Origin of the sequence: Megasphaera sp., assembly GCF_047831605.1 — a bacterium.
In the GTDB taxonomy this organism is placed as follows: Bacteria; Bacillota; Negativicutes; order Veillonellales; family Megasphaeraceae; genus Megasphaera; species Megasphaera intestinihominis.
The window spans coordinates 532,015-544,825 of the sequence record NZ_CP181255.1 but is presented as its reverse complement, the minus strand read 5'-3'; the positions used below and the strand labels follow the sequence as shown (position 1 = coordinate 544,825).

Sequence of the window (12,811 nt, the reverse complement as noted above, 5' to 3'; positions counted from 1 at the left end):
TCGTGCGACAGCCTCTCTTTGGGGAAGCGTTAGAACATCGTATTGTCGTTGGCTGCTTTTTCCGGGATATCCTGGATGACATCCCAGTGTTCTACGATTTTGCCGTCTTTGATGCGGAAAATGTCGACAGCAGCCTGACCACGGTCTGCTTTATTGAGTTTGATGTGATTGTGGATGAAGACCAGGTCGCCATCGGCGCCGATGTGCTTGATGACGGCCGAGCTGTCCGGATAGGCTTTCAGGAAGCCCGTGACGCCATCTTTAAAGGCCTGTTTGCCATCGGCGAATTCCGGGCTGTGCTGTTTGTATTTGGGACCGACCATCGTGTCGATGACGGCTGTGTCGTGTTTGTTAAATACTTCATTCCAGAAATATTCAGCTGCGGCTTTGTTGCTTTTGAAATGGGGCGTATCGGCTGCCAGCGATGTCCCCATGGGCAGGCAGCCGACAAGGGCCAGGGTCAGGCCTAAAAGGATTGATTTTTTGTTCATGTAAAAGGACCTCCTTGATTGATGACCTTATTATAAATAATCTTTCTCAGTTATGGAAGAAGGCACTTTCGGGTCAGGTCCTTACGTAGAGGTAAGTATTGGCCTTTTCACTCAGGGAGGGATTTTCATGGCATTTTCTATCGTTCACGGCGATATTGTCCAAATGGGAACGGATGCTATCGTCAATGCAGCCAATTCTGGCCTTCTCGCCGGCAGCGGTGTCTGCGGGGCCATTTTCCACGCTGTCGGGCCGCGGGCCCGGGAACTCCAGGAAGCCTGCCTGGCCCAGGCGCCCTGCCCGACGGGGCAGTCGGTATTGACGGACAGTTACGGATTGAAGGCGAAATACATCATCCACACCGTCGGTCCCATCTGGCAGGGCGGCCAAAGGGGAGAACGGAACCTGCTGGCCAGCTGTTATGCCACGGCCCTGGAACTGGCAGCGTCGCACGGCTGCCGGTCCAGCGCCTTTCCCCTCATTTCGGCAGGCATCTTTGGCTACCCGAAAGCAGAAGCCTTGGATGTCGCCCGGGAAGCGGCAGCGGCTTTCTTGAAAAATCATGACATGGATATTTACTTGGTCTTATATCCCTAGGAAAGGAAAACATTGTGATTCGCAATATTGTACATGACGTCATCTTCTTGGGCCGTAAGTCCGAAGCGGCGACGAAAGATGATTTGCCCGTCGTCCAGGACCTGCTCGACACGCTGAAGGCCAACCGCATGACCTGTGTCGGCATGGCGGCCAATATGATCGGTTCTTTGAAGCGCATCATCGTCGTCCATACGGATAGGGGCGACGAAATTTTCATCAACCCGGTCATCGAAAAGAAGGCCGATCCTTTTGAGGCCGAAGAAGGCTGTCTGTCCCTGGTCGGCACGCGGAAGACAACGCGCTACCGGAAGATACAGGTGTTCTACCAGGACCGCCGCTTCCGCAAACACCGCCAGACCTTTACCGGCTGGACGGCCCAGATCATCCAGCACGAATGTGACCACCTGGACGGCATCATCATATAGAAAGGACGCCTGCAGGACATCCGCAGGCCGCAGGGTATCGCACGAAGGTTTCTGCCATCGGGCTCGGTCCCTTTTGTTTTTTAATGTAAAATCCTTCGCTAACCACTAACAACTAGCTACTAACAACTTAAAAGGGGTTGTCGTCATGCGGCAAGCCCTTTTTGCGCGCAATATGGTATAATAGGCTAGTGGCTAGTGGCTAGTGGCTAGTGGCTAGTGGCTAGTGGCTAGTGGCTAGTGGGCCGTAGGGGCCGTCCTGAAAGGCGGCCCGTTGGGGTCACCTTGGATTTATGAGTACTTTTCAAGAAAGTGAGACAATGATGAATCGATCGATGATTGCGAATTTGATGAAGCCTTTGACGCTGGGGCTGATCGTGGCCTTGTTTTGGGCGATCCACTGGGCCATTCCTTCGTTTTACAGCACGTTATGGCAGCTGACGGTGAGCCATGATATTCCGGGGCTGACGTCGTATATTTCTTCTTTTGGCAGTATTGCCGTGGTCCTCATGATCCTGCTCATCGTCCTGACCAACATGACCGGCCTGCCGTCGGTCCAGTTCGTCACGGTCAATGGCATCTTGTTCGGCCTCCTGCCGGGCATCCTCATTTCCTGGGCTGGTCAGGTCATCGGCAATATCCTGGCCTTTGTCATCATGCGCTATGTCTTCCGGCGCAAGGCACAGGTCCTGGTCGATAAGAGCCGCTGGCTGTCCAAGCTGAACCGCGGTATCGATTTCCGGCTTATCTTTTTCTTCCGGGCCATTCCCTATTCTCCGAATTTCGTCGTCACCGCCCTTTGTGCCCTGAGCCGTGTCCGCTTCGGCGAACATGCGGCGGCGACGATGACCGGCAAGTTCCTGGCCGTCTGTATGGAAGTCTGGCTGGGTTACGACCTCATCCACTTCAATCCGCACGGCCTCATCGTAGCCGGTATCATGGTCTGTCTGCTGGCAGCGGGTCTCTTTGGCAGCCGCCGCTGGCAGAAGAAAGACGAAAAATAGACATCTTATCATATTATATATAATGGGAGGGATTCTTCATGGGTTTGATCAAAGCAGCTATCGGTTCTGTCGGCGGCGTCCTGGCCGACCAGTGGAAAGAGTTTTTTTACTGTGACAGCCTGAATGAAAATATCTTGATGGCCAAAGGTCAGAAACGGACCAGCCGTCATGGCCGCAGCGGCAATACGGACGGCGAAGACAATATCATTTCCAACGGCTCGCGCATTGCCGTCAACAACGGCCAGTGCATGCTCATCGTCGAATCGGGGAAAATCGTCGAAGTCTGCGCTGAACCGGGCGAATATACATACGATGCGTCGACGGAAGCGTCTATCTTCGACGGCGACTATGCCGGTGACCTGGGCGAATCGTTCCGCCTGCTCGTCCGCCAGATGAAGGAACGCTTTGCCTTTGGCGGCGATACGGGCAAGGACCAGCGCGTCTACTATGTCAACCTTAAGGAAATCATCGGCAATAAATACGGTACGCCCAGTGAAGTGCCCTTCAAGTCTTATGACGATACGACGGGACTGGCCCTGCTCATGCGCCTGCGCTGCTTCGGTGAATACAGCTACCGCATCGTCAATCCCATCCTGTTCTATACGAACGTGGCCGGCAATGACGTCGACGTCTACGAACGGAGCCGCCTGGACAGTCAGCTCAAATCGGAACTCTTGACGGCCCTGCAGCCGGCCTTTGCCAGGATTTCAGCCTTGCACATCGACTATTCCCAGCTGCCCGGCCATACGCCGGAACTGGCTCAGGCCCTGAATGAAGTCCTGTCGCCGAAATGGCGCGACCTGCGGGGCATCGAAATCGTATCTATCGGCATCAACAGTGTCAAAGCCAATGAAGAAGACGAAGAAAAGATTCAGAAAGCTCAGATGGGCTTGACCATGTCTCGGCCCGATATCGGCCTGGGGACCCTCGTCGATGCGACGGCCGATTCCATGCGCACGGCTGCAGCCAATGAAGGCGGCATGGGTGCTGCCATGGGCTATATGGGCATGAATATGGCCAATCAGGCCGGCGCCGGCCTGGCCCAGGAACTGGCAGCCCGCCAGGCGGCCCAGGCGCCTTCGCCGATGCCGCAGGCTGCGCCGGCCGGCAGCTGGACTTGTGCCTGCGGTCAGTCCGGCAACACGGGGAACTTCTGCACGGCCTGCGGCCGTCCCAAACCGCAGGCCGCCGCTGCCTGGACCTGCCCGAAATGCGGCCAGGCCGGGAATACGGGCAACTTCTGCAGCAATTGCGGCGCGCCGCGGCCCCAGGTTCCGGCCAACTGGACCTGCCCGTCCTGCAGGACTGTCAATACGGGGAATTTCTGTATGAACTGCGGTGCAAAGAAGCCGGAAAGGTAAGGTGAGGGTCATGGCGGATACATCGGTCAGCTATCAATGCCCGAACTGTGGCGCACCGCTGCAATTCAAGCCGAAAGACAAGACCGTCACTTGTGACTATTGCGATACGAAGTTCGACGTCCAGACCCTGGAAGCCATCTATGCCCAGAAAGAAGCGCGGGCTGCCGAAGCTGATGCGGCCCGCAAGGTCCGTTGGAAGACGGAAGCGGCAGGCCAGGATTGGAGCGACGACGAAGCGGCTCATTTACAGACCTACACGTGTTCGTCGTGTGGCGCCGAAATCGTCTGCGATGAGAATACCATGGCCACAGAGTGCTGTTACTGCGGCAATCCGACTCTCATTCCCAGCCGCTTTTCAGGGATGCTCAAGCCCGATTACGTCATTCCTTTCAAAAAGACGAAAGACGAAGCCGTAGCGGCGCTGAAGAAGTTCTATCAAGGGCGCTGGCTCCTGCCTAAGGCCTTTACGGCTGACAACCGCGTCGAAGCCATCCAGCCCATGTACGTTCCGTTCTGGCTCTTCCATGCCCAGGTCACGGCGTCGGCAGCTTTCCGGGCCGAAGACGATGCCGTCTTTGAGACGCCGGACGAAACGATTATCGAAACCAGCATCTACCACTGTGACCGGACGGGCTCTCTGGCCTTCCATCGCATCCCTGTCGACGGCAGCCAGAAGATGGACGATACATATATGGAAAGCATCGAGCCCTTTGACTACGGCGAAATGGTCCCGTTCAGTCCGGCCTATTTCGCCGGTTACTTGGCCGATAAATACGACGTCGACGCCGACGCTGCCGTCCCCAGGGCCGATGAACGGCTGTCGCAGAGTGCCTTCGCCATGTTGGAAGAGACAGTCGACAATCATCAGCGCCGGACATTTGAAGACGGCGTCGTCCATAAAGACGAAGGGACCGTGGAATACGCCATGGCGCCGGTCTGGATCTTGACGACGCGCTATGACGGCAAAGCCTACACCTTCATGATGAATGGCCAGACTGGCAGGATGGTCGGTTCCCTGCGGTATGACAAGGCCAAGTCCTATGAATACGGCGCGGCCCTGGCCGCCGTCCTGGTACCAATCCTGTATTTCCTGGTGAAATTCGTCATGGTCTGGTCGGGCCTGTTATGAAGGGAGTGAGTACGATGTGGAAATGGTTGAAAGAAACAATCCTTGCCATAGTTGTCGTGGTCCTGACGACGGCTGGTGCCGCAGCGGCAGCGCCGAGCCTGTCCGACGGCGCCCATCTACTCACGCCGGCAGAACAGGCTGAAGTGACGGCCGTCTTGCAGGATACAGAAGCAAGATATGGTGTACGCGTCGCTGTAGTCACCGTCGCCTCGACGAAGGGCGTCAAGGCCGGAACCTATGCCAATCGGCTCCTGGACCGGGACTATAAGGACGGCCAGAACGGCAATATGGTCCTGCTCCTGGCCATGGACCGCCATGACTGGTATGTTGCGACAGACAAGGCCATGAAGGAGAAAATCAGCAATAAAAAAGGCATCCCTTATCTCAAGGATGCCTTCCTGCCGGCCTTGAAGGACGGTCATTATGCGAAAGCCTTCGAGGCCTATGGCCAGTCGTCGGCAAAACTATTGGCTTATTACCAGGAAAAGGGCAAGGCCTATGACCCGGCCGATGCCTTCAGCCCCCTGGCCCTGGTCGTGGCCCTCGTCCTGGCTGTGGGTGGCGGCGTGGCTTTCCGGGCCTATCTCATCAGCCGGATGAGCAATGTCCGCCAAGCAGCGGCGGCTGATGCCTATGTCGACGCCGGCAGTTTCCATCTGACCGACAGCAGCGATACGTTCGTCTTCATGACCGTCCAGCACATTGCCAAGGCCCGTCCGGCCGATGATGACCTGCCTGATTTCGACAGTGACGCTGACTGCAGCGACGACCACGGCGGCGGTGGCGGCTCGTTCTAGGAACGGCGGTGGCGCCATCAGGCCTTGTCGTCATGGAAGAATTCGATGATCTTGTGGATGGCCAGGGCCATGTGGTTCGGGTTCTGGAAGGGGTGGTTGGCCCCTTCGACGGGAACGAATTCGATGACGTTGTTTTCAGTGAATTCCCGGACGAGGTCGATGGGAATCATTTCATCCTTCGTGCCGTGGAGGATGAGTATATCGTCGGCAAAATCGAAGTATTCGTGGTCACGGACATCGAAGCTCTTCAAATCATCCATAAATGCCTGGTCGATTTTCATCTTGCGTTCGAAACCGACCTGGATTTCCTTGCCCTTCTTCAGCTTGGCAAAGCCTTCGTCGGAGACATGGTTGCTCATGCTTTCATACATGTTGACGCCTGGGCTGCGCAGGGCGATTTTCTGGAAGGGATTGCCCTTTTCGATGAGGTAGCGCAGGGTGATGTAAGCGCCGAAACTCGTCGAATAGTTGTAGATGTGTTTGGCCTGGAGCTCGGTCTTGGCGTAGTCGACGACCCAGGTCAGATAGTTCATGCATTCCGGGAGGGATAACTTCTTGCGGGCGTCGGCGCCGTGGCAGGGCCAGTCGAAGGCGATGACGGCGTAGTTCTTGTATTTGCTCGTCAAGTGTTCGGCGAAATGGACCGTCCCGGCCGTGTCCTTGTGGCTGCCGAAGCCGTGCGTGACGATGACGACATTGTCAAAAGTGCGCGTCTGTTTATCATTATCATTGATGAGCAGCTTGCAGCGGATGCTGTAGCCCTGCTGATTGATGTCGAAATTCTTTTCCATGCTGTCATTCCTCTTTACCCTAAATTCGTCAAAATGACGTACGTCGTTAGTATAGCACAAAAAAGGCGCTGTCGCACGAAGACAAGCCCTTTTTCTTGTAGGGGCTCCCACGTGGGGCGCCCGCTCTGGGATATGTACGATTTCCCGACCCGTTTGCTAGAAGAATTATCCCAATTCCTAACGGGTCGCCCACGTGGCGACCCCTACAAACTCCGTACTGCAAACTATAAAGACAACCTCCTACGGACCACGAGCCACTAGCCACGAACCCTTACCGATGCAGGCCGTATCGGATGATGAGGCGGCTGATTTCCAGGAGGGCGATCATGGGCAGGGCCAGGAGGCACTGGGACAGGATGTCTGTCGTCGGCGTGATGACGGCGGCTGCGATGAAGGCCAGGAGGATGATGTATTTCCGTTTTTTGGCCAGCATGGCAGACGTGATGAAATCCAGCTTGGCCAGGACGATGAGGACCAGTGGCAGGTTGAAGAGGACGCCGAAGGGCAGGACCAGCATGAAGACGAAATTCAAGTCATCCATACGTATGAAGACGTCTTCTGTTATGACGTCCACACGGACACGGCCTTAGCCGGCCAGCTGCTTCACGATATCATGAAACCCTTCGTCTTCCAGTGGCAGCCCGACGGTTCATCCCTGAAGGAATATACGATTGCCGGCCAGGGGGCACATCATGTCATTTCCATCGCTGAATCGATGTACCGCAGCCTGCTGCCGGATGTCGTCGTCGCTCAGGCCTGTGCCCATGGGGCCCCGAATGATGCTAAAGGGGAAGCAGACGTCGTAGCTTGGCTGAAAGCCGCGTCTCTCATGGCTCAGAAAGCCCCCGTCGCTTATGGCGTCCTCAACAAGATGGGCAATGGCCTGCCATCGCCGCACCGTCAGGAAGGCTATATCGTTCATCTCGGTGACCATGACTGGGTACTCAGCTCACCAGCCGGCCAGAAGACGTCGGCCCTGCTCAAGAAAATAGCTGTCCAGCAGTACGGCATGAGCGATGGCGACAGCCAGGGCGCGAAGTTCAATTACTTCAAGAATTATGTTGAATCCCAGTTGTCCTGCATGTATCTCAACATGCTCCAGGCCGAACCGGACGGGGAACGCCTGGTCGCTCAGGCTGTAGCCAAGGTCATCGTAAAATAAATCGTTTAACTTTTTATCACAGTTTCGCCAGAAGACTCCTTCCTCTTAGGTAGGGGATGAATGGCGATGGATTTCGCAGGTTCGATGCCTGCGAAATTCACCCTATGTCTTTTCCATCTTAGCCTTTTCACTACGTCTACGGTATAATGGTAGATAACAGAGGAGGTGGATTCCAGATGTACTTGACGCAATCGAATGTCATCCGTGGCTTGTCGAAACAAGAGTATACGATGCTCCGGGAAATGTGCCAATACAGCAATAACCTGTACAATGTAGCGGTCTATACGATTCGGCAGCATTACTTCGATACCCGGCAATTCTTGCGGTACGAAGAAAATTACCCCATCTGCAAGGAAAATGAAAACTATGGCTTGTTACAGGCCGGTGTCGCCCAGCAGATATTGAAGATGGCCGACCGCAGTTTTCGTTCTTTTTTCGGGCTTTTGCAGAAAGTCAAGTCAGGTGACTATGGTTCAAAGGCTGTCCGCCTGCCACACTATCGTGAAAAAGGTGGTCTCTTCAGTCTCATCTTGTCCACGAACGCCATTACCATTAAGAATGGCTTCTTAACAGTGCCGATGAGCCGTGAATATATGAAACGCCATAATGGCCATCGGATTCGGATTCCTGTTCCCGACAGGCTGAAGGATAAGACGATTCAGGAAATCCGCATCTGTCCCATGTATGGTGGACGGTATTTCAAGATTCAGTATGGCTACTTACAGGAACCAGAGCCGGTGAAAACCTCGCCAGAACGTATCCTGGCTATCGACTTAGGCCTGGACAATCTGGCCGCCTGCGTTACCAATACGGGGACGTCGTTCCTCATGGACGGTCGTAAACTTAAATCTATCAACCAGTATTGGAACAAACGCAAAGCCAGACTCCAAAGCATTGCCGCCAAACAGGGCCGGAAGACGACGAACCAGCTCTGTCAGTTAGCGAAGAAACGCAATTTCCGGATGCAGGACATCCTTCGCAAGACAGCCCGTTACATTGTTAATTTCTGCATTGACTATCAGATAGGGACCCTTGTCTGTGGATATAATCGCGATTTCAAACGAGGACTAAAGCTGGGCAAAGTGATGAATCAGCATTTCACCCAAATCAATTTGAGCTATCTGCGCAGTACCTTGAAACAGCTGTGTGAACGCTACGGGATAACCTATCTGGAACAGGAAGAATCGTATACCTCTCAGGCCAGCTGTCTGGACTTGGATGATATTCCCGTATACCAGCCGGATGCCCCCTATACAGGAACGTTCAGTGGACAACGAATCCGGCGCGGCCTGTACCGTTTCGCCAACGGCAGGACGGCCAATGCCGACATCAACGGCGCCGCCAACATACTCCGTAAAAGTAAGCAGAACTTCGATTTCGAGGGACTGTGTAAGGGGCTTTTGGACAGCCCTTTGAGAATAAGGCTATCCTGATTTCAGGAGGAAACTTAAACAGCAACCTTCTCAAGAATCTCCTGCTTCTATAAGCGGGAGAGGTTCAAAATAGCAGATATTGACAGAAACCACTTAAAACTTTACAATGTAACAATAAAGATTTACAGGAACAAATTAAAATTGTAAAGGAAGTGTTATCTGCTCATGTTAAAAAATGGTGCACAAGTCGGATTGCTGTTGTTCGGCATGTTTTTCGGGGCGGGGAACCTTATTTTCCCGCCTTCTTTAGGTTTTCAGGCAGGTTCGTCGTTCATGCCGGCCGTCCTGGGGTTCCTCTTGTCCGGTATCGGTATGCCTGTCATTGCCGTCATCATGGGGACTTTCAACCCCGGCGGTTTCCGGGCGGAAATGAACCATAAGATTTCGCCGCTCTTTTCGCTGGTCATCCTGACGCTCATGTATCTGGCCATCGGGCCCCTCATGGCCATCCCGCGGACGGCGGCGACGTCCTTTTCTATCGGTATCCTGCCCATCACGGGCGATGGCATGCTGCCGCTGGCCATCTTCACGACGCTCTATTTCATCTGCGCCTGGTGGCTGTCGATTACGCCGTCGAAACTCCTGGACCGCGTCGGTAAGGTATTGACGCCTATCTTTGCTATCATGATCGTCCTGCTCATCATCGTCGGCATGGTCGCCTATACGACGCCGTCTACAGCAGCTCCTATGGGGAAATACGCCGCTTCGGCTTTCGGCAACGGCTTCGTCGAAGGCTATAACACCGTCGACACCCTGGCCTCCTTTGCCTTTTGCATCATCGCCCTGGGTGCCATGAAGCGGATCCACTTCGCGTCGGAAAAGGAACACGTTGCCAGCGTCTGGATGGCCGGTGCTGCCGTCGCCGTCCTCATGGGCGGGCTCTATCTGGGACTGGCCCTCTTGGGCAATCATTTTCCTATTCCCCAGTCGGTCTATGAAGACGCCAGTGTCAATCTCGGCGCCTATGTGTTATCCCAGACGTCATTCCAGATTTTCGGGACTGTCGGCATGGCCTTTTTGGCTGTTATGGTCACGCTGACCTGCTTCACGACGACCGTCGGCCTCATCGCCGCCGTTTCGACCTTCTTTGCCGAAGAGTTCCCAGTCCTGTCGTATAAGAAATACGTCACTCTCATCTGCCTGGTCAGCCTGGTCCTGGCCAATCTCGGCCTGAACCAGATCATCCAGGTCACGCTGCCCCTTTTGTTGTTCGTCTATCCCATTGCCATTTCCGTCGTCATGCTGACTATCATCAATAAATTCGTCGGCTTGTCGAAACTGGGCATGCGCTGTACTGTCACCGCTGCCGGCCTGGTATCGGCCATCGACATTGCGGCTCAGTTCTTCCATCTCGACGGGGCGGCTGCCTTCATCCAGGGCCTGCCCTTAGGCGACAGCGGCCTGGGCTGGCTCGTACCGGTCCTGATCTGCCTGGTCCTGTCCCTGGTCCTGCCCGGGAAAATCAGCGGCGAAAGTGCGTTAGATGAAAGTTTGTAATATAAGCGTTCATAGTTTGCAGAAAAAAAGAGGCTGTCTTTGTACGACGGCCTCTTATAGTTTGCAGAAAAAAAGAGGCTGTCTTTGTACGACGGCCTCTTTTCGTGTATAATGAAATTATAACGATATTAAGTATCAAATATAGCTAAATGAGATACAGGGAGGGAAAGTTATTATGGAAAATGCTGTCATAGGGATCCTTATCCCCTTTGCCGGGACGTCTTTGGGAGCGGCCTGCGTCTATGCCATGAAACAGGAATTGGATCGTCAGGTCCAACGAGGGCTGACCGGTTTTGCGTCGGGCGTCATGATTGCTGCCTCTATTTGGAGCCTCTTGATACCGGCTATGGAAGAAGCGGCGCCGTTAGGGAAGTTCGCCTTTGTGCCGGCTGTGGCCGGATTCTGGCTGGGCATCTTCCTGCTCCTGGCCCTGGACCGGCTGGTGCCGCATCTGCACATGTACAGTGAAAAAGCTGAAGGACCGCACAGCCACTTGCAGCGGACGACGATGCTCGTCCTGGCCGTGACGCTGCACAACATCCCCGAAGGCATGGCCGTCGGCGTCGTCTATGCCGGGCTTTTAGCCGGGCAGACGGGCATCAGCGCCGCCGGGGCCCTGGCCTTGTCTCTGGGCATCGCCTTGCAGAATCTGCCCGAAGGGGCCATCATCTCCATGCCCCTCAAGGCAGCCGGCGTCGGAAAGTACAAAGCCTTTCTCGGCGGCGTCATGTCGGGCATCGTCGAACCCATCGGGGCGGCCCTGACCATTGCCATGACGGCCTTCATCGTACCGGTCCTGCCCTATCTCCTCAGCCTGGCTGCCGGTGCCATGTGCTATGTCGTCGTCGAAGAACTCATCCCGGAAATGTCGGCCGGCGAACACTCTGACATCGGCGTCCTGTCTTTTGCCTTGGGATTTACCCTGATGATGGCTTTGGACGTGGTTTTGTCGTGAGATTTTTTCAGGAGGAAAGGGAGGTATTCAGGTGAAAGTACGCATTACGGATGAACTGGCCCAGCAAATCGTCGATTCGGCCAGGGCTGTTGTCGGCTGGAATATCAACTTCATCGACCGTCATGGGCGTATCATGGCTAGTACGGATAGCGGACGTATCGGAACGTACCATAAAGCCGGTCACGTTGCGGCCCGGACCGGGCAGGTCCAGACTGTTCAGGAAGACCGGCTTGAGGACGGCGTCAGCCGAGGGGTCAATTATCCTATCATCATGGATCATCAGGTCCTGGGCGTCATCGGGATTACCGGGAATCCGGCTGTCGTCGGTCAGTACGGTTTCTTGCTGACGAAAATTTGTGAAGTCTTCCTCAAGGAATACCGCCTGAGTCAGGAGGCCTTCAGCGAAGAAGCGCATCGCAGCCGCCAGGTCATGGCCTTGATTTATCGCGATGAAGATACGGTGCAGCAACTGGCTGAAGATCAGCCTGAATTGGCGGGAAGCTGCTATACGGCCGTCGTCTTCCGTTGGCATGATGGTTTCCGGCAGGCTGGAGCGTTTCGCCAGAAAATGGCCGGCTTCTGTCAGAAGTTGGGGGTTTCCTTATATACTTATGTTTATCCGAATACTTTCGTTGTCCTCGTTCCCAGCAGGGGCTATGCAGAATGGGACAGAAAACTGCCTCAGTGGAAAGAATGGTTCTATCCGGAAATCCTGGCCGGTATCGGGACGGAAGAAGCTTTCCACCGTATCTACGAATCGTACCGTTTTGCCAAAATGGCTTTGCAGGCAGCCGGGGACCGGCAGGTCTTTTGCGTCCACGCCGATGATATGAAATTGGCCTTTTTGCTGCAAAGTCTGGATGGTGCCGTGCGTCGCCGCTACTGTCAGGATATTTGTCACCTTTTGACGGACAGCGATATCCATTTACTCCAGGTCTATTATCAGCAGGATTTGTCCATCCAGGAGACGGCACGGATTCTCTGCATCCACAAGAATACCCTGCAATACCGGCTGAAGCGGATTGCTGGGAAGACCGGCCTCGACCCACGGGTATTCTGTGATGCCGTGCCCCTTTACATTGCCACTCTTCCTTGGTTTAGAAAATAAAAATAATGACAATATATTGTGTCTCATAACATGGAAAGGGATGACCTCTTTTGCTACACTATAGGC

Annotated in this window: 14 protein-coding genes; 11 read left to right on the top strand and 3 right to left on the bottom strand. The window is 54.5% G+C overall.

Annotated features, from left to right (window positions below; genetic code table 11):
• Positions 1 to 29: 29 nt before the first annotated feature.
• The gene (locus ACFWUB_RS02650; protein WP_020310344.1) at positions 30 to 491 is read right to left on the bottom strand and encodes an ester cyclase; all 462 of its coding nucleotides are present in this window, start codon (positions 489 to 491) and stop codon (positions 30 to 32) included.
• A 127-nt stretch (positions 492 to 618) separates the two neighbouring features.
• Here ACFWUB_RS02650 and ACFWUB_RS02645 point away from each other — a divergent pair, with 127 nt between their 5' ends.
• From ACFWUB_RS02645 to ACFWUB_RS02620, 6 genes are all read left to right on the top strand, one after another.
• Entirely contained in the window at positions 619 to 1,086 is a 468-nt protein-coding gene (locus ACFWUB_RS02645; protein WP_020310345.1) for a macro domain-containing protein, read from the top strand.
• A gap of 14 nt (positions 1,087 to 1,100) precedes the next feature.
• Complete coding sequence (locus ACFWUB_RS02640; RefSeq protein WP_020310346.1) at positions 1,101 to 1,511, top strand: peptide deformylase; 411 nt, start codon at positions 1,101 to 1,103, stop codon at positions 1,509 to 1,511.
• Between the two features lie 317 nt (positions 1,512 to 1,828).
• Positions 1,829 to 2,512: a TVP38/TMEM64 family protein gene (locus ACFWUB_RS02635; protein ID WP_296821044.1), complete on the top strand. Its 684-nt coding sequence runs from the start codon at positions 1,829 to 1,831 to the stop codon at positions 2,510 to 2,512.
• Between the two features lie 38 nt (positions 2,513 to 2,550).
• Complete coding sequence (locus ACFWUB_RS02630; protein ID WP_296821043.1) at positions 2,551 to 3,873, top strand: SPFH domain-containing protein; 1,323 nt, start codon at positions 2,551 to 2,553, stop codon at positions 3,871 to 3,873.
• A gap of 10 nt (positions 3,874 to 3,883) precedes the next feature.
• Positions 3,884 to 5,002 carry a hypothetical protein gene (locus ACFWUB_RS02625; RefSeq protein WP_020310349.1) on the top strand — a complete coding sequence of 373 codons (1,119 nt, stop codon included), beginning with the start codon at positions 3,884 to 3,886 and terminating at the stop codon, positions 5,000 to 5,002.
• Positions 5,003 to 5,016: 14 nt separating this feature from the next.
• A complete protein-coding gene (locus tag ACFWUB_RS02620; protein WP_416184181.1) occupies positions 5,017 to 5,799 on the top strand; it encodes a TPM domain-containing protein in 783 nt (260 codons plus the stop codon).
• Positions 5,800 to 5,816: 17 nt separating this feature from the next.
• Here ACFWUB_RS02620 and ACFWUB_RS02615 read toward each other — a convergent pair whose 3' ends face one another.
• Positions 5,817 to 6,590 (bottom strand): alpha/beta hydrolase, encoded by a 774-nt coding sequence (locus tag ACFWUB_RS02615; protein ID WP_296821040.1) that lies wholly within the window; start codon positions 6,588 to 6,590, stop codon positions 5,817 to 5,819.
• A gap of 271 nt (positions 6,591 to 6,861) precedes the next feature.
• Positions 6,862 to 7,131, bottom strand: a complete 270-nt coding sequence (locus ACFWUB_RS02610; protein WP_296821039.1) for a twin-arginine translocase subunit TatC — start codon at positions 7,129 to 7,131, stop codon at positions 6,862 to 6,864.
• Between the two features lie 72 nt (positions 7,132 to 7,203).
• Between ACFWUB_RS02610 and ACFWUB_RS02605 the strand changes: the two genes are divergently transcribed.
• The 5 genes from ACFWUB_RS02605 to ACFWUB_RS02585 all read left to right on the top strand — a co-directional run bounded on the left by ACFWUB_RS02605 (position 7,204) and on the right by ACFWUB_RS02585 (position 12,745).
• Entirely contained in the window at positions 7,204 to 7,752 is a 549-nt protein-coding gene (locus tag ACFWUB_RS02605; protein WP_296821038.1) for a hypothetical protein, read from the top strand.
• Between the two features lie 176 nt (positions 7,753 to 7,928).
• Positions 7,929 to 9,185 (top strand): RNA-guided endonuclease InsQ/TnpB family protein, encoded by a 1,257-nt coding sequence (locus ACFWUB_RS02600; RefSeq protein ID WP_416184180.1) that lies wholly within the window; start codon positions 7,929 to 7,931, stop codon positions 9,183 to 9,185.
• 165 nt (positions 9,186 to 9,350) lie between these two features.
• On the top strand, positions 9,351 to 10,682 hold the full coding sequence (gene brnQ, locus ACFWUB_RS02595) for a branched-chain amino acid transport system II carrier protein (protein ID WP_416184179.1): 1,332 nt from the start codon (positions 9,351 to 9,353) through the stop codon (positions 10,680 to 10,682).
• A gap of 175 nt (positions 10,683 to 10,857) precedes the next feature.
• Positions 10,858 to 11,637, top strand: a complete 780-nt coding sequence (locus ACFWUB_RS02590) for a ZIP family metal transporter (RefSeq protein WP_416184178.1) — start codon at positions 10,858 to 10,860, stop codon at positions 11,635 to 11,637.
• 31 nt (positions 11,638 to 11,668) lie between these two features.
• Positions 11,669 to 12,745, top strand: coding sequence for a CdaR family transcriptional regulator (locus ACFWUB_RS02585; protein ID WP_296821051.1), 1,077 nt, complete (start codon positions 11,669 to 11,671; stop codon positions 12,743 to 12,745).
• Positions 12,746 to 12,811 lie beyond the last annotated feature (66 nt).

Excerpts from the sequence above, each read along its gene's own strand:
- ACFWUB_RS02650 (WP_020310344.1), bottom strand. The coding sequence starts at position 491 with ATGAACAAAAAATCAATCCTTTTAGGCCTGACCCTGGCCCTTGTCGGC.
- ACFWUB_RS02645 (WP_020310345.1), top strand. The coding sequence starts at position 619 with ATGGCATTTTCTATCGTTCACGGCGATATTGTCCAAATGGGAACGGAT.
- ACFWUB_RS02635 (WP_296821044.1), top strand. The coding sequence starts at position 1,829 with ATGATGAATCGATCGATGATTGCGAATTTGATGAAGCCTTTGACGCTG.
- ACFWUB_RS02630 (WP_296821043.1), top strand. The coding sequence starts at position 2,551 with ATGGGTTTGATCAAAGCAGCTATCGGTTCTGTCGGCGGCGTCCTGGCC.
- ACFWUB_RS02625 (WP_020310349.1), top strand. The coding sequence starts at position 3,884 with ATGGCGGATACATCGGTCAGCTATCAATGCCCGAACTGTGGCGCACCG.
- ACFWUB_RS02620 (WP_416184181.1), top strand. The coding sequence starts at position 5,017 with ATGTGGAAATGGTTGAAAGAAACAATCCTTGCCATAGTTGTCGTGGTC.
- ACFWUB_RS02615 (WP_296821040.1), bottom strand. The coding sequence starts at position 6,590 with ATGGAAAAGAATTTCGACATCAATCAGCAGGGCTACAGCATCCGCTGC.
- ACFWUB_RS02610 (WP_296821039.1), bottom strand. The coding sequence starts at position 7,131 with ATGGATGACTTGAATTTCGTCTTCATGCTGGTCCTGCCCTTCGGCGTC.
- ACFWUB_RS02605 (WP_296821038.1), top strand. The coding sequence starts at position 7,204 with ATGAAACCCTTCGTCTTCCAGTGGCAGCCCGACGGTTCATCCCTGAAG.
- ACFWUB_RS02600 (WP_416184180.1), top strand. The coding sequence starts at position 7,929 with ATGTACTTGACGCAATCGAATGTCATCCGTGGCTTGTCGAAACAAGAG.
- brnQ (WP_416184179.1), top strand. The coding sequence starts at position 9,351 with ATGTTAAAAAATGGTGCACAAGTCGGATTGCTGTTGTTCGGCATGTTT.
- ACFWUB_RS02590 (WP_416184178.1), top strand. The coding sequence starts at position 10,858 with ATGGAAAATGCTGTCATAGGGATCCTTATCCCCTTTGCCGGGACGTCT.